Raw genomic sequence first — 17,675 nt, 5'->3', positions numbered from 1 at the left:
GTGACGACCCGTCATCGTGCACCCGTGTGCGCGGCGTTGGGGGAGTCGAGGGCGAGCGAGACGGCGAGACCGCCGAGGACCGTGCCCATCAGATAGCGCTGCGCCTTGAGCCAGGACGGGCGGCGGGCGAGGAAGACGGCGATCGTGCCGGCGGCGAGGACGATCCCGAGGTTGACCGCGACACTGACCACGATCTGCACCGAGCCGAGGACGAGGCCCTGGAGGAGCACGTGCCCCCGGCCGAGGTCGACGAACTGCGGGATCAGCGACAGGTACATGATGGCGATCTTGGGGTTGAGCAGATTCGTCATCAGGCCCATCGTGAACAGCCTGCGCGGCGAGTCGGGGGGCACGTCCCGCGGCGTGAAGACGGAGAGGCCGCCGGGCCTGAGCGCGTTCCAGGCGAGGTAGGCGAGATAGCAGGCACCGGCCAGCTTCACCGCGGCGTACAGCTCGGGTACGGCGACGAAGACCACCGACAGCCCCAGGTTCGCGGCGAGCAGGTAGGCCAGGAAGCCGAGCGCCACGCCGCCGAGGGAGATCAGTCCGGCGCGTCTGCCCTGGGTGATGCTGCGGGAGACGAGGTAGACCATGTTGGGTCCCGGGGTGAGCACCATGCCGAGGGCCACGACCGCCACGCCCAGCAGCCCGCTCGCTTCCACCATGAAACGCCTCCCGTCTCGAATCAATACCGCCCAGCAGCGAGGGTATTGCCCCGCGTCCTGGTGCCCACGGGCGGGCGGCTCGGCGCCGAGGTACTGACCTACCCCGTCGTCGAGGCCGTCGCGGACGCCCACGGCACCGCCCCGCTGCATGCGCTCTACGTGCAGCCGTCCCGGAGGAGGAGATCGAGAGCTGAGGGGCGGTGGCCGCCATGCCGTGGGCCGTGGGCCGTGGGCTGCGGGGTGCGGCCGGGGGACCGTAGGAGCGGGGGCCGAAGGCGCGGAGACCGGAGGCGCGGGGACCGGAGGTGCGGGGACCGGAGGTGCGGGGTGCGGGTCACTCGTATGGGGGCGCTGGGGTCGACCGGGGATGTGGTGGCGGTTGTGCTGTGAGGAGCGGCCGTAACCAGGGACCAGGTACCAGGGAGACCGTCATGCCGGACCGGCCTGTCCCGGACGCGGACGAACTCGCTCAACTGCGGGCGCGGGTGGCCGCGTTGGAGGCCGAGCGCGGGACACGCCCCCGTTTGCACCGGGTGCGCTCCTTCCTCGCCGTACTGCTCGTCGTCGTGGGCTGTGCGCTGGCTCCCCTCGGTGTACTGGCCGCGTGGAGTGCCACCACCGTCGGGGACACCGACCGCTACGTCGACACGGTCGCCCCGCTCGCCGCCGAGCCCGCCGTCCGGTCGGCCGCCGCCACCCGCATCACCGACGCCCTGATGACCCACCTCGACCTCAACGCCCTGCTGGAGGACGTCGCACCGGCCGACCGCCCCCGGCTGCGGCAGGCCCTCGGCGGTCTGGGCGGGGCCCTGGAGGGCGCCGTCCGCTCCTTCGTGCACGACAAGGCGGAGGACGTGCTGGCCTCGCGGGCCTTCCAGACCTTCTGGATCGACGCCAACCGCAGGATCCACGCCACCGTCGAGAAGGCCCTGACCGGCCATGGCGGCGGCGCGGTGCAGCTCCAGGACAACACCGTGACCATCGACCTCGCCCCGGTGATCGACCAGGTCAAGAAGCGTCTCGTCGACTCCGGACTGACGGTCGCGCAGAAGATCCCCGCGGTCCACACCGACTTCACGGTCGCCCACTCGGACGACATCGGCCGGGCCAGGACCTCCCTCCGGCTGCTGCAACTGGCCGGGAACTGGCTGCCCGTCATCGCGGTCCTGCTGGTCGCCGCGGGCGTGCTGCTCGCCGCCCGGCGCCGCCGCGCGCTGGTCGCGGGCGCGCTCGGCGTCGCCGTGACCACGCTTCTGCTGGGCATCGCCCTGACCGTGTTCCGCCCCTTCTACCTCGATGCCCTGCCGGCCGGCGTCTCGCGTCCCGCCGCCGGCGCCGTGTACGACACGCTGACCCGTTTCCTGCGTACGACGGTGCGGATGGTGGTGGCGCTGGGCGTGGTCGTCGCCCTGGCCGCATGGCTGACCGGACCGGGCCGGTACGCGAGCGCCGTACGACGGCTGTGGCACGCGGGCCTCGGCGCCGCCCGCGCCACGGCCGGTCGGCTGGGGCTGCGTACGGGTCCGGTGGGGCAGTTCACGCACCGCCACCGCCGGTGGCTGACCTGGGTACTGGTGGCCGCGGCCGTCCTCGCCTACCTGCTGTGGAACCGTCCCACGGGCTGGGTGGTGGTGGGCCTGGCGCTGGCACTGCTGTTCGCCCTGGCGATCGTGGACTTCCTCGCGGCAGAGAACGCCACGACGGAGCCCGAGAGCCCGGAGAGCCCAGATGCTCCGAAGGGTCCGGAGAGTTCGGAGAGTTCGGAGGGTCCGGAGGGTCCGGAGACGCCCCAGCCGCCCTCGCCCCGGACCTCGTCCTAATGATGAGGAACATGCCGGGCGCTCCAGGACTACGCCAGCCCCAGGGTCACGCGAACGCTCTCCTCCACACGCCGCATCTCGCTCAAAGACAGCAGGCCGAGACGCCGCCGGAGCCTTGGTTTGTCCACGGTGTGCAGGTCGGTGCAGTTCACGTACGACTCGTCGTACTTGGTCACCCCGCAGTCGGAGCCGACGGGGACATGGGTGGAGGCGGGCCCAGGTGTGCCGGTGATCACGGCAACGGTCACCGCCGACAGTGGTTCGGCAACGCGATTGACCGTGAGAACGACCACGGGATGCGGGCCGATGGGGTTGGGTAGGACACAGCCCCAGACTTCGCCCCGCAGCGCCGAGCCGGCGTTCACCATTCGATCTCGTCCGCCGCCGCCAGCTCATCCGCGGTCGCGGGCAGAACGCCTTCGGGAGTCGGAGCCTGGCCGCCTCGGTAGAAGTCGCGGATCTCCTGAGCCGCGGCAACCTCGGTCGCCTCGCGAGAGAGCAGGCGAAGCCCCTCACGCAAGGCGTCGGAGAGCGAGTGCAGGTTGAGGGTCTGCATCACCTGTTGCAGATTCGCCAGCTCATCCGGGCGCAGCCGTACCTGGGCCACGCTCGTCGCACCGCTGCCGCCCTGCTTCTGGCGGGCGGGTGAAGTCCGGGCCGCCGTGGTCGAGGTCCGCTTCTTGGCCCTGCCCCCTGATGAGGCGTGGCTCTTCTGTTCGGTCTTCGGGGGCACTCTTCCCTCCCTTCTCCGGCCGTATGACAATTGTCGTACATCCAGTGTCATTCTCGTGTCCCTTCTGGTCAAGCGCCCTGAGCCGCCGCCTCACTCATCAGGCAGCGACAGGGAGGCGTTCCTCGGGCCCTCGGCAGTCACGGCAGCGGCCTGGTTCCGACGAGCGGAATCCCCGGTCGCAACCGTCGCAGTTCCGCATGGGCACGACGGCCGGACCTGCTGGGGGTTCTGCGCCTGCTGCCGGTGCGGGCAGGGGAGCCTCCTTGAGCCGGTAGGCGAGGATGCCGACCGGGCGGGACAGCAAGGAGTCGGGGAGTCTTGCGGTGAGGTGGTCCGTGATCTGTGCGGGCAGAAGGCCCGCCGCGAGCCACCGGGTGACGCCCGGGACGAGGCGGGCGGCCTCCCGCTCGGAGAGGACGAGACGGGGGTCGACGCGGCGCAGCGCGGACAGTACGGCGACTGCCTGCGGGTCGGCGTCCGCGAGTGGTGTCGGTTCCCCGGCCCGCTCCCGGGCGTCCGGAGCGGGAGCGGGCGCTGCCACCGCGGTGGGTGCCGAAAGCGACGGGGCCTCACCGGCGGCGGGCCGCCTGCGCGGCCGGGACGGCTTCGGCGGCCGGGGCGGCTTCGGCGGCTCGGGCGGGCCCTCCGGGTACGGATCAGGATCGCCGCCGGGGACGTCGTAGAAGTACGTCCGGGTACGAACCTGCCCGGTGGGCGTCCGCTCGCGGCGGCGCTCCAGGTACCCGGCCTCTTCGAGTTCCCTGAGAGCCCGGGAGATCAGGATCTCGCCCTCGGTGAAGTGCCCGCACAGGGCGGCGATGCTCACGGTGGCGCCGTCGGGCAGGGAGAGGATGTACGCCGCGACACCGACCGTGACCGCGCTGCCGCGCCGTTGCGCGAGGGCGTTGGAGATCACGGTGAAGTCGGCGGTGAGCCGGGTGCGGACGTGGATCACGCCGGAGGTCGGAGCTCCGGCGGCGGCGCGCAGGGGCGCGTTAGACTTCGGGTCAGCCATCGGGAAGGTGTCTCTTCCTGATCGGTCAGGCCCTCGATCGGGATTGCCGTCCCGGCCGGGGGCCGATGTCTGTGTGCGGTTGTTGCGGTGAACGTAACGGTCCGTATCCCGCCCCCGCAAGCCGGTCACTCGGACGGGTGACGCGGGCCGTGCGGCCGGGGAGGGTGGGTGGGCGGGAGTTCTTTCTCCCGGTTCTTTGGGGAGGTCAGCGGCCTGCCGGGCCCTCGCGGACAGGGGTCCGGTGAGCCCGGGGCACGGACGGCGACCAGAGCCCGGCGGACTCAGTGACGGCGACCCTCGGCCTTCAACTCGCCTATGAAGGCGGCCCAGGTGGCGGGTTGGAAGCGCAGTGCCGGACCGTGCGGGGTCTTGCTGTCACGGACGGGGACGACGGCCTCCTGGAATCCGTCGGCCACCTCCACGCAGTTGCCGCCCTCCTGATTGCTGTAGCTGCTCCTGCGCCAAGCGACGCCGTTCAGGTCGGAAATGGAGATTCGAGCCACGGTGGTTGTCCTCCAACACGGATCGGATCATGCCCAATGACATGAGCGGGGGCAGAGCTGCCGCCAGCAGACGGCCGCCTCAGCGACGGTACTGCCCGGCCTTCAACTCGTCTATGAAGGCGGCCCAGGTGGCCGGTTCGAAGCACAGTGCCGGACCGTGCGGGGCCTTGCTGTCACGGACGGGGACGACGGCCTCCTGGAATCCGTCGGCCACCTCCACGCAGTCGCCCCCCGCCTGATTGCTGTAACTGCTCCTGCGCCAGGCGACGCCGTTCAGATCGGGACGGGAGATTCGCGCCACGGTAGTTGCCCTCCATGGTGGACCGGATCATGTCGAGTGACATGAGTGGGGGCAGCGCTGCTGCCCGCAGCCGATCGTAAATCACCTTGTAGCGACTGACGTTGGCCGGTTCCTCGATGAGTTGGCCGTAGTCCGAGCCTTCCGTGTAGGCCACTTCAGAGCCGTCCGACAGAGTCAGGATGGTCAGCGAGCCACCCATCGCCTCGTGTCCGCCTTGGTCGAACGGCAATACCTGCACGGTAATGTGACGTTCCGCTGCTACATCGAGCAGCCGCACCAACTGCTGCCGCATCACACCACGGCCGCCGATGGGGCGCCTCAATACCGCCTCGTCCAGGATTACGCACAGCTCCGGTCGATCGGGCGAACCCAGGCGTTCCTGCCGTCCCATTCGGGCGGTGACCCGCTCCTCCAACTGTTCTTCTCCGTCGAGCAACGCGTCCAGACTGAGGACCGCTCGCGCATAGTCCTCCGTCTGCAACAGACCCGGCACCACATGCGCCACGTACTGCCGGATGGTCACCGCCTGCTCCGAGTACTCCATGAACTTCCGCGACCAGTCCGGAAACGCCTCCCGGTACACGTACGGCCACAGCTCCACCAGCAGGTCGTCCGCACCGAGCGCCACGTCCAGCGCCCGCGCCAGCTCCAGTGTCGGTTTCGCCCCGGACGCCCGCTCGATCTGCGTGATCCGCGTGCTCACCACGTGGACCTTGACGCCCAGTTCGGCCTGGGTCAGTCCGGCCGCCCTACGGAGTCTGCGGACCCGCGCACCGAACAGTGCGGCCATCGACGCGCTGGGATCAATTCCGTTGGCCAAAGCGTCACCTCCGTTACTTACGGGCTGAAAAGTAAGGCTGCGTCACCTGTTGAGCGTAGGCCGGTCGGACGACCCTTGAGTGCAGAACGTGATGGATCGCGCGCATCGTGCGACATCTCCCTGCTCGACGCACAAGAACGGAACACGCCGTGCTGACAGAAACGACCGTCCCGGCGGACGAACCGAGGCGCGGTGCCGCGCCCCTGGCAGCGGAGGCGGGTGCCTTCACCGACGGGGGTGCCCTCACCCACGTACAGAGTGAACTGCCGCCTCTTGTCGCGCAGTTCGCCTCCTCTCCGCGGGGTGCGCGGCTGGCCCGGCGGCTCGCCGTACGGTACATGGACGAGTGGGGCTGTCCGCCGGAGTCGGACGCGTCGTGCGCGGTAGCCCTCGTCGTCGCCGAACTCGCCGCGAACGCCGTGCGGCACGGCCGTGTGCCCGGACGTGACTTCGGCCTCCGGCTCGCTCTCGATACGGCGACCGGCCTGGTTCGCGTCGAGGTCGCGGACGCGGCCTCCGCGAAACGGCCCCCCGCGACCCCGCCTTCGTCGGCTCCCGAGGGCGAGTCGGGCCGAGGGCTGCTCCTGGTGGACGCTTTGGCCGTGCGCTGGGGTTCGGCGCCGCGTCACCCGCTGGGCAAAACGGTGTGGGCGGAGATGTCCATCGCCCCACCAACTGCGGCTGAAGAGACCTGAATTGCTGAGCCGAAAGCCGGACTGTTCTCAGCTGCGCGCGGTGGCACGCAGGCGCAAGCCGACAGTTGCGAGACCTCCGAAGGTGGTGACCTGGTAGCTGGGTTCCGGTCCGGGCGGCTCGCTCAAGTGGTAGCGGCGGGCGGTGTGCGCAGTCAGGAGCGTCAGCATCGCCATGGCCAGAGCGGCTCCCTCGCAGCCATGCGGCCCGGTACCGAAGGAGAGGAAGACCCCGGGTTTCGCCGGCGAGCCCGAATCGTCGAGCCAGCGCTCGGGCTGGAACCGGTCCGGCTCGGAGTGTTCCCGTGCGTCGCGGTGGGCGGTGTAGGGGCAGACCAGAACGGTGGACCCGGCGTCGATGGTGTAGTCGGCGAGCTGAGTCTGTCGCGTGGTGCGCCGGGTCAGCAGCCAGCTCGGGGGGTGCAGTCGGAGCACCTCGCGTACCAGTGCCTGGGTGTAGTGCAGGCTGTCGAGGTGGGTGCTGGTCGTCGCGGCCGGGTCAGCGGGCAGCAAGGCGGCTTCGGCTGCGACGCGGTCCGCTGCCTGGGGGTGCCGGGCCAGGTGGAGCAGGATCAGTCCGGCTGCCCGGGAAGGCGTCTCGAAGGTGGCGACGGTGATCCCGGGGAGAGTGTCGAGGATGGCCTCCTCCGGCAGTAGGCCGTAGTGGGAGGAGGGCCGGAGCATCTGTCCCAGCACGTCGTCACCGAGCCGGCCCGATGAACGGCGCCGACGGACAACGGGCCGCAAAGCGTTGGTGAAGGCGACTTGCTGCCGGGTGCGAAACCGCCGTGCCGGTGTCGGGACCCAGCGCGGCCACACCCAGCGCGAGGGGCGTTCGAGCAGCTCCCGGGCCAGGAAGAGTCGTGAGGCAAAGGGCAGCAGGGTGGGAGCGTCTTCGGAGAAGAGGTAGCGCACGCCGATCTCTGCCAGGGCGTGCCGGGCCGGGGGCAGGACCTCGACGTCCCGGCCCGTGGGCCACTGGTCAGCAAATCGAGCGGCCCCGGGCGCGATCTCACCGATCCGGGCGGCAACCGCCTGCGCGCGTAGTCCGCGCATCCGGGCGGCACGCGCGTACGCACGCTGCTCAGGCGTCGGTGCTCCGCTCGACCGTTTCAACGGCGGGAAGAGAGGCGAGGACGCCTTGGGGAAGTCCTGCGCGCGGTGCAGGACGTCTTCACACGGCTCGGCCGTGGCGGCTACGTAGACACCCGGCTCCAGCTGCCAGACGTCCCCGCACTCATCAGCGCCACGGCGAGCTATTGCCAGCCGGTCGCGGCTCCAGGCCGCGAAGCTGCCCCCGGGCAACCGCGGGGGCTCATTCATTCGGCCCATGAGATCGTCCCTGACTCCGGTAGCCGTCCAGGTCGATATCGTCGGCAGCTTGACTGGGAGCCGGCGGACACCCGGGGGCGCCCGTCGGCAGTGCGGTCAGACCGTGTTGTCGCCGGCGTACGCGTGCCAGTCGTGTTCCCCGTACGCACCGTAGTGGCGGGTGAAGGACAGCTTGCCGAGCAGCTTGGCGATCATGATGTACTCCTCTCGCCGGTCTGAAGCCCTTCCAGTCAAGGGTGTACATACCATATTTCCACACATGCCGCGTATGTCACCTTCAGGGCATCGCTCGCAGGCAGAGGTGGCCAATGCCGAACTCGGCTACGAACGCCCGGCTGGGCCGACGCGTGAGGCCGCCCCCTGGCCTGGCGCTCCGGGCCACTCGCGCGAATCCGGGAGGAACTGTCACTTCCGCATCGCTGTGGTCGCCCGGCGGCTCACGGCGTCGTTGCGGCGATCCAGTCGGGAGCCCTCACAAGCGTCGGCCCGCTGACTTCTGCACCACCGGAAACATAGGCGAGCCAACGAAGCTCATCGCAGGCGAAGAACGACTCACCCCACGTGTCCACCCAGATACGTGCTGCACGGCCACTCGACGAGTGTGTCAGATCCCACCACGCCCAACCGCGAAAATCGGAGTCCGGGTCGAATTGGTAAAGCCATTCCTGCACGTCCCACGGTCCGCCACTGATTGCGGCTTCATACAGCTCCACGCCGCTTTGGGTGAAGTCAGGGACGGAAATCGCGCCTGGTCGGCCGGCGGCGACGAACCAGTCAGGGATCGCATCGAGAGGAAGGTCCTCCCCCTCGAACGACTGTGACACCGCCAGCTGGAGGGCAGGCGCCAGCACGGAGCGCACTCGGGTATCGAAGTCTGCGACCGCGCCGCTCGTCCGCACATCAAAGACGCACAAGACGGGGGGTGCGTCATCCGCTGCCGGTCTGCGCGAGAGTCTGCGGCGCTCCTGCTCGATGTCCTCGATTTCGTGAATCATTTCTCGACACCCCAAATCGCCGCCCAGGCTGGAGCTATGCCGCAGGCCACAGTTCGCCCAGCCGTGTTGCTGGGTCCGTGCGGGCCGGCTTCATCAAGGTAGTAGGACGCATAGGCAGCAACCCCGGCGGTCAGCGAGTTTCGGACGTCGGCCCGACTACTGCCGACGACCGGGCACGCACCTCGTTCGCGTGGCTGACGACAGCCCGGCCCGCATAGTCCCGAAGCCACCGGGTGCGACGGACACGCTGCTGGAGGCGGGCGAGGGACCGACCGACCTCTCTCCCTCCCCACGCCGCTCGCCGGGCTGCACGCCGGGCCCGGCCTCCATCCTGATCAGGACTGAGCGGCGGCGGCTCAGCGGTGAGGGATGCCGCCCAGCGCCGAGGGTGACTTCCTGGGGGCGCCCCGGGGCCGGTGGGGCCGGTGGGCGCGAAAGAAGCGGAAGCTCATGTTCTATGACTCCGGTCACAGCGCTCCGCCAACCAACCGGCGCACTTAGTAGAAACGTCATGGTGGACATCTGAGGATTTGTCTGTCTTGATCCGGATGTGAATCCCGCCGCACGTCCCGGGATTCCGCCCGGCTGGCCCGCACGTCTGCTGCTCCGTGAGGTAAGGCTTCTGACGTCGCGACAGCTTTCTCTCCTGCCGCCATCTGCGGACCGGAGACGCGCGCACTGCCCTGGCGAGTTCCCGGGACCTACGAGGCGACGTAGTGGCGGGACCCTTTGCGCTCCCTGTCGAGCCGTTCTAAGAATGACGACCCACAGGACGTCGCCGCAGTTCGGAACCGGTGTTCACGCAGCGTCGACCGCGCGCTGGGCGCTTGGCGCTGGGCGTCACCGAGTGAGTAGGAGCCCCCCCAGATGAAGTCGTCCCGAACGTCCCCGAGACTCCTCGCCCTCGCTCTCGGCCTGGGTCTGACCTCCAGCGCGCTGGGCGCGGCGGTGCCGGCGAGCGCCCAGCCGGCCGCCACCCCATCCGCTCCCGCCGGTGCCTCCGTGGCACGGTACGCCGGGTCGGTTGAGGAGGCCGCGAACAACAAGGCGTTCTTCGAGGCCGTGCTCAAGTCCGTCGCCGAGAAGCGCGCCGTCCAGCCGAACGCGCAGGCGGTGACTGTCTACTACAACGCCTCCCAGGCACCGAGCTTCCGTTCGCAGATATCGAGCGCGGCCGCGATCTGGAACAGCTCCGAGTCCAACGTCAAGCTCCAGGAAGCGTCGAGCGGTGCCGACTTCTCCTATTACGAGGGCAACGACCCGCGCGGGTCCTACGCCTCCACCAACGGCCACGGAAGTGGCTACGTCTTGCTCGACTACGCCCAAAACCAGCAGTACGACTCGGTCCGCGTCACCACCCACGAGACCGGGCACGTGCTGGGCCTGTCGGACGACTACAACGGGTCGTGCAGTGAGCTGATGTCGGGCGGCAGCGCCGGCCCATCCTGCACCAACCGCTACCCGAACGTCACCGAGCGCTCGCGTGTCGACCAGCTGTGGGCCAACGGACTCGCGCAGGCCCCGGGCGCGGTGAACCAGCCCGCTGACGACCCGAACGCTGCACCGCCGGTACGGACCGTGGCGCCGAGCCACGGTCCGGGGTATCCGCTCCACAGCACGCCCTGGAGTTGATTGCGTTCCCACTCATCGCGCACCCAGGCGTGAGTTCGGGTGGTAGCTCACTGGTCGATCTCGATGATCGCCTGGTAGAGGATCCTCTAGGGCAGACGTCAAGCATCACCCGACGCCAACCCGTCAACCATCAACTGAGCCTCGACACGGTCGCGTTGGGCGCGAAGTCGTCTGAGGCGTCGGGGTCCAGGGCGGGGGAGATCGTGCGGAGTGTGACCGCGACCCATCTGTCTGCCTGGGGTGCCGAGTAGGCGTCGAAGGATACGCGGAGCACCGGTGACTCCTGTTCGGTGAGGTCTTGTGTCCAGCACTCGCACCAGTAGCCGCCGCGGGGTTCGTTGGTCAGCACGGGTGCTCTCCCCTGCGGGCGTCCGTGAAGAGACGGCGCCCGGCAAGCACCTCACGGTCGTCGACGAGAACGGCAAGGCGATCCGCTTCGCCACCAAGGGCGAGGCCCAACGCGCCGCGAGCGAGGCCGAGAACAAGTACCGCCGCGGCGACTGGCGCGACCCACCGCGTCGCACAGGTCCTGGTGCAGTGACGCCGGGAAGTGCAGATCCAGCAGCACCCTCGCCATGCGGCCCAGCAGCGACGGTTCCCGCCGGAGCGCCACCTGAAGGTCCGGGGCCAGCCGCCCAGTGGCCCGGCTGGCCCGTAGTTCCCGCACCCCGGTGCCTGGGCTACCGGCGCCGTGCTCGGTCCGCACTTCCCACACCCCGTCGCTGACCAGATGATGGAAGGGATAGGCGGGCGTGGTCCCTCGCGGCGGACCGTACTCCACCAGCAGTTGCTTCAGATCCGACTCCACCGCGCTGTACGGCAACTCGTCCGCGGCATCAGCCTGAAAACGGCCCAGCGCGTACAGCAGCAGCAGCGGCTTGTGCGGCGCCCGCACCCCGTCCCGGCTCCACTGCCTCAGCTTCGCGGCCCGCTCCAGCCAATCCACGACCGTGATCGTAGTGATGCTTGGTCGCACCTCATGTTGTCCGGGCTGCAACTCATCCTGTGCCTGCGGCGGGCGCACCGGCTTCGCCCATGCGCCTTCCGGCCCGCCATTCCAGCGCCCGGGGTTCCTCGGTGAACTCGATCAGATGCTGTCCGGCGAACCGTTGCAGCGCGTTGCGCACCTCCGCCGGGGTGGCATAGAAGAACTCCTTCCGACTGTTGACCTGGTTGACCCGCTGCGAGGCGAACTGCCGGGACACGATCCTTGCGGATTGGTACTCGGGAGCCGGATTCCGAGCTCGGCTCCCAAACGGCTCCCCAAACGACCCGTAGAACCACTCAGGGGCCCGACCCGCTAAGCGGATCAGGCCCCTGACCTGGTACTTCACTGTCGGGGTGGCGGGATTTGAACCCACGACCTCTTCGTCCCGAACGAAGCGCGCTGCCAAGCTGCGCTACACCCCGATGTCGCTGCCTGTCGCGGCGACGACGTTTACTTTAGCCCACTGGTGGCCGGAGACGAAATCCGGTTTTGCCGCGGCGGTGGGCGGGGTTCGGGCGGGTGTGGTCGAGGGTGACCAGGAGGACGGCCAGGGCGTAGACGCCGAGGCCGATGAGGAGGGCGTTGGCGAGGGCTCCGCGGTAGCCGTGGTGGTCGACGTCCAGGAAGGGGTAGAGGTAGCGGCCGGCCGTGCCGGGGATGAGTAGTTCGGCTCGGCCCAGGTAGAAGGCCAGGTAGGCCAGGGGGTAGACGAGCCAGATGGCGGTCTGGCGGAGGCGCAGGCGGGCACGGGGGGTGAGTACAAGCCAGTCCAGGAGCGCCGCGACCGGGGTCGCCGTGTGGAGGAGCTGGAGGGCCGTCCACTGACCGTGCCACACGGTCGGCGGCGTGGTCGTGTCCGTCATCGAGAACGGCGGCGTGGTGTGTCCGAGGAGCAGGTGGTAGACGATGCCCGTGGTCAGGATGTAGAGCAGTGCGGCTCCTGTGACAGCCGACGGCAGGGGGCGGCGGGCCGTCCACGCCCGGTGGGCCGAGAGCACCATCACCAGGGCCAGGAGGGCGTTGCTCTGGACGCTGAAGTAGCTCAGTACGCGGGTCGGGGAGCCGAGCAGCAGCTCCAGTGCGACGCCCGCGATGGCCGTCAGGGCGATGAGCAGGCGGTACAGCGCCGTCAGCGGGCGGGGAACCGGGGCGACCACCGCCGTGGCGGGGACATACGAGGGCATCAGTGCGGGCGTGCCCGGGACCGCGGGCAGGTCCGGGATCTCCCTGGGTATCGGGGCCGTCATGCCCTCACGTTAAGCAGAATGGGCGAAACAGGCGATATGGGGTGGTCTGGGTGAGTTAAGTCGGTGTCCCGTTGGTTGGGCCTTCGCTGGGCCCTGGGATGGGGGCGATTGGCGATTGTCAGGAGTCGACGGACCTCGGTGTGCCCCTGGTGGGTGCGGGTCCTGTGTTGAGTTCACCGCTGTGCCTCGGCCGTGCGCCCGCAACGCGACTCTGCGTGCCCTGCGCGACCGCGAGTGGTGCTGCGTGGCACCGGCTGGCCTTCAGTCGCTCCCCGCTACGTCCCGCTGGTCCCGGACCAGCGGCTACTCCCGCCCCGCCAACGTCAACAACGTCGCCTCCGGCGGGCACGCGAACCGTACCGGTGTGTAGCGGTTCGTGCCGCAGCCCGCCGAAACGTGCAGATAGGACGTACGGCCCTCCGCCGTATGCGTGGACAGGCCCTTCACCCGGTCGGTGTCCAGGTCGCAGTTGGTGACCAGGGCGCCGTAGAAGGGGATGCAGAGCTGGCCGCCGTGCGTGTGGCCGGCCAGGATCAGGGGGTAGTCGTCCGCCGCGTACGCGTCCAGGACGCGCAGGTACGGGGCGTGCACCACGCCCATCGAGAAGTCCGCGCCGCTCGACGGGCCGCCCGCCACGCGCTCGTAGCGGTCGCGCTTGATGTGCGGGTCGTCCAGGCCCGTCATCTCCACCGAGACGCCCTCGATCTTCAGCACGCCCCGGGTGTTGGTCAGATTCAGCCAGCCCGCCGCGTCGAAGGCGTCCCGCAGGTCCTCCCACGGGTTGTGGATCACGCCCACGGCCGGCGCGTTGCCGTTCAGGCCGTGGCGGCCGCTGGTCTTCTCCAGCAAGTAGCGGGCAGGGTTACGGAGTTTGGGGCCGTAGTAGTCGTTGGAGCCGAAGACGTACGCGCCGGGGAAATCCATCAGGGGGCCGAGCGCGTCCAGCACCTCGGGGACGCCCTCCGGGTCGGACAGGTTGTCGCCGGTGTTGATCACGAAGTCGGGGCGCAGGCCCGCCAGTGAGCGCAGCCAGCGTTGCTTCTTGCGCTGGCCGCTCACCATGTGGATGTCGGAGACCTGAAGCACGCGCAGCGGGCGCATACCCGGGGGCAGGACCGGGACCGTGATCCGGCGGAGCCGGAAGGAGCGGGCCTCGAAACCCGCGGCGTAGGCCAGACCGGCGGCGCCGACCGCCATGATTCCCAGGGGTACTCCGTATCGCGCACGCATACGACCATCGTGTCAGACCCGGGCATCCGCGCGGCGACCGACCGCCCCTGAAATCAGCGGGCGGCCGGGCTCTCGCACCTGCGACAATCGGACCCATGACCACCACGCTCAAGTCGAAGCTGCAGGACGACCTCAACGCCGCGATCAAGGAGCGCGATGAGCTCCGCTCCTCGACGCTCCGGCTGACGCTCACCGCGATCACCAAGGAAGAGGTCGCGGGCAAGGAGAAGCGTGAGCTGTCCGACGACGAGGTCCTGAAGGTGATCACCAAGGAGGCCAAGAAGCGCCGGGAGGCGGCGGATGCCTTCGCGCAGGGCGGTCGGGCCGAGCAGGCCGAGCGGGAGAAGGCGGAGGGCGTGGTGCTCGCCGCGTACCTGCCCAAGCAGCTGTCCGACGAGGAGCTGAACGCGATCGTCGCCCAGGCCGTGGCGGAGGCGAAGGCCGCCGGTGCGGAGGGGCCGCGGGCCATGGGCGCCGTGATGAAGATCGTGAACCCGAAGGTGGCCGGTCTGGCGGAGGGCGGCCGGGTTGCCGCGGCGGTCAAGCAGCTGCTCCAGGGCTGATCCGGGGCTCGCTCCGGAGCCGGCCGGGACCGGTCCGGGGGCGGTCCGGGGGCGGCCCACCCGGTCTGGGTCGGCCCAGCGCTCCTGGGGCAGCGCAGTAGTTCTGGGGCGGCCCAGTGTTCCTGGGCCAACCCCCTCCCTCCGTACTGGGGCGGCCCTGGGCCCGACAGCGACCGGCCTGGCACCCAGTGGGCCGCCGCCCTTTCGTAACAGCCGGCCGGGGCCCGTAAGGGCCAGCCAGGGCCTCGTAGCGATCAGTCGGGCTAGTAAGGACTGGTCGGAACGTGTAGCGATCAGCCGCCCCTCGTACGACAGCCGGTGGACCTCCCGACCTCCCCGACCTGCGACCTCCCACCTCCCGCGAGCGCGCCGCTGGAGATCCAGATCCCGTAGCGACCGGCCATTGAGGCGTTCGGCGCCCCCGGCCGACGCATTGGGGCCGCACCCAAGTCAGGGTGCAGCCCCACGCGTTCAACCCCGGACGCGCACCCCGAGCCGCCCAGCCGCCCAGCCGAAGCGCCCCGAGCCACCGGCTCCCGCCCGGAACGCCCCACGGAGGGCAGCCCTCCGATCAGAGCGCGCCCGTTGACTCACCCCCGCAGACTCACCCCCGCCGTACGGAAGGGACGTACCCTCGCCGCCCAGCCCCCCCGCCCCGCGGAAGCCGAAGGCGACTCTCTACCGCTGCCCGCCATTCCCGTTCCGCCCGCCATTGCCCTGGCCCTGGATGAAGTTGCCGGGGAAGGAGAACGTGGGGGCCGGGTTGGTGCCGCCGTTCGCGCCGCCGTCCGTCAGGCCGCCGATGATGCCGCCGTTGTCCTGGCCGCGGTTGTCGCCGTTTCCGTCGCCCCGGTCCCTGCCGTGATCGTTGCCGTCCCTGTTGTCGTCCGGGATGTCGATGAGGTTGAAGGACTGGACGGGCTTGCCCTGCAAAGCGCCGGTCATGGCGTCCTTCCAGATCGGTCCGGGGACCTCACCGCCGTAGACGAGCGGGCGGTAGACGCCGCCGATGGTGATGTTCTTCATCTTCACGTTCTGCCTGGGGCTGCCGACCCAGACCGCGCCGGACAGATTCGGCGTGTAGCCGACGAACCAGGCGTTCTTCCGCTCGTCCGTCGTACCCGTCTTACCCGCGCTCTCGCGGTCGGTGAGACCGGCCTGCTGGCCGGTGCCGGAGTCGACCACGCCGCGCAGCAGGGTGTTGACCGTGTCGGCGGTCTGCTCGGTCATCGCGCGCGAGCACGTCGACTTCGGCACCGGAAGGGACTTCTGCTCGTTGCCGACCTTCTGGGTGATCGACTCGATGGCGACCGGCGTGCAGTACGTGCCGCGCGAGGCGAAGGCGGCGTACGCGCTCGCCATGGTCAGCGGGGACAGACCCACCGAGCCGAGCGCGATGGCGGGCTGCTCGGGCAGCTTGTCGCCGTTGCCCTGCACCACGTGCAACGCGTCGGTCATCTTCATCACCGGGCACAACCCGATGTCGGCGATCATCTGGACGAAGTAGGTGTTGACCGACTTGGCCATCGCCTCCTTCATCCGGTACGGACCGACCTCCGACTTGTTCTCGTTCTCGGCGGTCTCGCGCCTGGTGTTGACGTAGGGCTGGCTCTCGCACCGCTGGACCGGGCTCGGGTACTCCATCTTGTACGGCGACGGGTACTCCTGCGTCGGCGGCCTGCCGCCCTCGACCGCCGCCGCGGCCACGAACGGCTTGAAGGTCGAACCGGTCGGGAAGCCGAAGTTGGAGCCGCCCATGTCACGGTCGACCGAGTAGTTGTACTCGGTCTCGTCCTTCGCGTAGCCGTACGGCTTCGACTGGCCCATGCCGAGGATCCTGCCGGTGCCGGGCTCGACCAGGGCGGCGGCCGCGGCGACCGAGTCCGACTTGTTGACGTGGTCCTTGAGCGAGGTCTGGACCGACTCCTGGGCCTGCGGGTCCAGGGTGGTACGGATCGTCAGGCCGCCGCGATTCCAGATCTTGGCGCGGTCCTCCTTGGTCTTGCCGAAGACCGGGTCGCTCAGGAAGACGTTCTCGACGTACTTGCAGAAGAAACTGGCGCCCTTGACCGCGGTGATGCAGCCGTTCTTCGGCTGACTGACCTTCAGACCGAGCGGGGCCTCCTTGGCCTTGTCGGCCTCCTGCTGGGAGACGTCGCCGACCTCGGCCATGCGCTGGAGGACCACATTGCGCCGCTTGGTGGCCTCGGCCTCGTCGTTGACCGGGTCGTAGCGGCTGGGGGACTGCACGATGCCCGCGAGCAGCGCCGATTCCTGGAGGTTGAGGTCCTTGGCGTGCTTGGAGAAGTAGCGCTGGGCGGCGGCCTCGACGCCGTACGCCTGCTGTCCGAAGAACGTGATGTTCAGGTAGTTCTCCAGGATCTTCTTCTTGCCGAGCTTCTCCTCGATCTGGATCGCGTACTTCAGCTCGCGGACCTTGCGGCCCATCGTCTGCTGGGTGGCCTGGGCGACCTTCGTCGGGTCGTCGCCCGCCTCCTCGATGAAGTAGTTCTTCACCAACTGCTGGGTGAGCGTGGAGGCGCCCTCGGCGACCCCGCCGCTCTGCGCGTTCTTGTTCAGGGCGCGCAGCACGCCCTTCAGGTCGATCGCGCCGTGCAGATAGAAGCGCGAGTCCTCGATCGCGACGATCGCCTTCTGCATGTAGGGCGAGATGTCCTTGAACTCCACCACCGTGCGGTCGCGGGAGTAGACCGTGGCGATCTGCTGACCCCGGCCGTCCAGGATCGTGGTCCGCTGGCTGAGCTGGGGGCTCTTGAGGTTGGCCGGGATCTCGTCGAATCCCTGGACCGAGCCCTTGGCCGCGAGGCCGAGCGCGCCCGCCGCGGGCAGCGCGATGCCGGCCATGACGGCCCCTGCGAGGACACTGACACCGAGGAACTTGGCGGCCTGCTGCGTTGGCGACAGACCACCGCCCGAGCGCTTCTTTGGCATAGGGGCAGCCTACGTTCTCATTCGCCGGACACGCGTATATGCCTTGGCCTAAGCTGCTCTCAACTGTCACAGCGGCGCGGTCACGTATCAATACGTCCGGCGACCCCGAATCGTTCCGGATCTTCTCGACTTTCTTCGACGGGTTCCTCCGCCGGGCATGTCGAGACGCGTTGAAGGCGCGTCCGAA

Annotated in this window: 17 protein-coding genes, 1 tRNA gene and 2 pseudogenes; 4 read left to right on the top strand and 16 right to left on the bottom strand. The window is 69.3% G+C overall.

The genetic code is table 11. The annotated features are described in order from the left end of the window. Positions 1–11 precede the first annotated feature (11 nt). Positions 12–665 carry a LysE family translocator gene (locus ACWEKM_RS15950; protein ID WP_451621769.1) on the bottom strand — a complete coding sequence of 218 codons (654 nt, stop codon included), beginning with the start codon at positions 663–665 and terminating at the stop codon, positions 12–14. A 431-nt stretch (positions 666–1,096) separates the two neighbouring features. Between ACWEKM_RS15950 and ACWEKM_RS15945 the strand changes: the two genes are divergently transcribed. Then, entirely contained in the window at positions 1,097–2,485 is a 1,389-nt protein-coding gene (locus tag ACWEKM_RS15945) for a hypothetical protein (RefSeq protein WP_451621768.1), read from the top strand. A gap of 29 nt (positions 2,486–2,514) precedes the next feature. Here the strand turns inward: ACWEKM_RS15945 and ACWEKM_RS15940 are convergent, their stop codons facing one another. The 6 genes from ACWEKM_RS15940 to ACWEKM_RS15915 all read right to left on the bottom strand — a co-directional run bounded on the left by ACWEKM_RS15940 (position 2,515) and on the right by ACWEKM_RS15915 (position 5,827). Further along, the gene (locus ACWEKM_RS15940) at positions 2,515–2,853 is read right to left on the bottom strand and encodes a type II toxin-antitoxin system PemK/MazF family toxin (protein ID WP_451621767.1); all 339 of its coding nucleotides are present in this window, start codon (positions 2,851–2,853) and stop codon (positions 2,515–2,517) included. Then, on the bottom strand, positions 2,847–3,218 hold the full coding sequence (locus tag ACWEKM_RS15935; RefSeq protein WP_451621766.1) for a hypothetical protein: 372 nt from the start codon (positions 3,216–3,218) through the stop codon (positions 2,847–2,849). Before ACWEKM_RS15935 ends, ACWEKM_RS15940 begins: the two co-directional genes overlap by 7 nt. A gap of 97 nt (positions 3,219–3,315) precedes the next feature. Further along, on the bottom strand, positions 3,316–4,233 hold the full coding sequence (locus tag ACWEKM_RS15930) for a hypothetical protein (RefSeq protein ID WP_451621765.1): 918 nt from the start codon (positions 4,231–4,233) through the stop codon (positions 3,316–3,318). Positions 4,234–4,514: 281 nt separating this feature from the next. Continuing rightward, the gene (locus ACWEKM_RS15925) at positions 4,515–4,736 is read right to left on the bottom strand and encodes a DUF397 domain-containing protein (protein WP_451621764.1); all 222 of its coding nucleotides are present in this window, start codon (positions 4,734–4,736) and stop codon (positions 4,515–4,517) included. A 79-nt stretch (positions 4,737–4,815) separates the two neighbouring features. Next, positions 4,816–4,950 carry a DUF397 domain-containing protein gene (locus ACWEKM_RS15920; protein ID WP_451621763.1) on the bottom strand — a complete coding sequence of 45 codons (135 nt, stop codon included), beginning with the start codon at positions 4,948–4,950 and terminating at the stop codon, positions 4,816–4,818. Then, positions 4,910–5,827 (bottom strand): helix-turn-helix domain-containing protein, encoded by a 918-nt coding sequence (locus tag ACWEKM_RS15915; protein WP_451621801.1) that lies wholly within the window; start codon positions 5,825–5,827, stop codon positions 4,910–4,912. Before ACWEKM_RS15915 ends, ACWEKM_RS15920 begins: the two co-directional genes overlap by 41 nt. 179 nt (positions 5,828–6,006) lie before the next feature. Between ACWEKM_RS15915 and ACWEKM_RS15910 the strand changes: the two genes are divergently transcribed. Further along, on the top strand, positions 6,007–6,552 hold the full coding sequence (locus ACWEKM_RS15910; protein WP_451621762.1) for an ATP-binding protein: 546 nt from the start codon (positions 6,007–6,009) through the stop codon (positions 6,550–6,552). Positions 6,553–6,579: 27 nt separating this feature from the next. Here ACWEKM_RS15910 and ACWEKM_RS15905 read toward each other — a convergent pair whose 3' ends face one another. Further along, the gene (locus ACWEKM_RS15905; protein ID WP_451621761.1) at positions 6,580–7,872 is read right to left on the bottom strand and encodes a cytochrome P450; all 1,293 of its coding nucleotides are present in this window, start codon (positions 7,870–7,872) and stop codon (positions 6,580–6,582) included. A 446-nt stretch (positions 7,873–8,318) separates the two neighbouring features. Next, positions 8,319–8,876 (bottom strand): hypothetical protein, encoded by a 558-nt coding sequence (locus tag ACWEKM_RS15900; protein WP_451621760.1) that lies wholly within the window; start codon positions 8,874–8,876, stop codon positions 8,319–8,321. 867 nt (positions 8,877–9,743) lie between these two features. Here ACWEKM_RS15900 and snpA point away from each other — a divergent pair. Next, on the top strand, positions 9,744–10,508 hold the full coding sequence (snpA, locus tag ACWEKM_RS15895; RefSeq protein ID WP_451621759.1) for a snapalysin: 765 nt from the start codon (positions 9,744–9,746) through the stop codon (positions 10,506–10,508). A 166-nt stretch (positions 10,509–10,674) separates the two neighbouring features. Here snpA and ACWEKM_RS15890 read toward each other — a convergent pair. The 6 genes and pseudogenes from ACWEKM_RS15890 to ACWEKM_RS15865 all read right to left on the bottom strand — a co-directional run. Next, a pseudogene (locus tag ACWEKM_RS15890) lies at positions 10,675–10,857 on the bottom strand (hypothetical protein); the annotation flags it as partial. Between the two features lie 159 nt (positions 10,858–11,016). After that, positions 11,017–11,454 (bottom strand): annotated as a pseudogene (locus ACWEKM_RS15885) (phosphorothioated DNA-binding restriction endonuclease); the annotation flags it as partial. 52 nt (positions 11,455–11,506) lie between these two features. Continuing rightward, complete coding sequence (locus tag ACWEKM_RS15880) at positions 11,507–11,713, bottom strand: hypothetical protein (RefSeq protein WP_451621758.1); 207 nt, start codon at positions 11,711–11,713, stop codon at positions 11,507–11,509. Positions 11,714–11,844: 131 nt separating this feature from the next. Next, a tRNA-Pro gene (locus tag ACWEKM_RS15875) sits at positions 11,845–11,918 on the bottom strand. A gap of 33 nt (positions 11,919–11,951) precedes the next feature. Next, positions 11,952–12,743: a Pr6Pr family membrane protein gene (locus tag ACWEKM_RS15870; protein ID WP_451621757.1), complete on the bottom strand. Its 792-nt coding sequence runs from the start codon at positions 12,741–12,743 to the stop codon at positions 11,952–11,954. Between the two features lie 303 nt (positions 12,744–13,046). Then, the gene (locus ACWEKM_RS15865) at positions 13,047–13,973 is read right to left on the bottom strand and encodes a metallophosphoesterase (RefSeq protein WP_451621756.1); all 927 of its coding nucleotides are present in this window, start codon (positions 13,971–13,973) and stop codon (positions 13,047–13,049) included. A 95-nt stretch (positions 13,974–14,068) separates the two neighbouring features. On the opposite strand from ACWEKM_RS15865, the gene ACWEKM_RS15860 reads away from it, so the two are divergent. After that, on the top strand, positions 14,069–14,536 hold the full coding sequence (locus ACWEKM_RS15860) for a GatB/YqeY domain-containing protein (RefSeq protein ID WP_451621755.1): 468 nt from the start codon (positions 14,069–14,071) through the stop codon (positions 14,534–14,536). A 678-nt stretch (positions 14,537–15,214) separates the two neighbouring features. Here the strand turns inward: ACWEKM_RS15860 and ACWEKM_RS15855 are convergent. Continuing rightward, complete coding sequence (locus ACWEKM_RS15855) at positions 15,215–17,488, bottom strand: transglycosylase domain-containing protein (RefSeq protein WP_451621754.1); 2,274 nt, start codon at positions 17,486–17,488, stop codon at positions 15,215–15,217. Between the last annotated feature and the right edge of the window lie 187 nt (positions 17,489–17,675).

It is taken from the genome of Streptomyces sp. NPDC004752, assembly GCF_053601275.1.
This window is presented reverse-complemented; position numbering and strand designations above follow the sequence as displayed.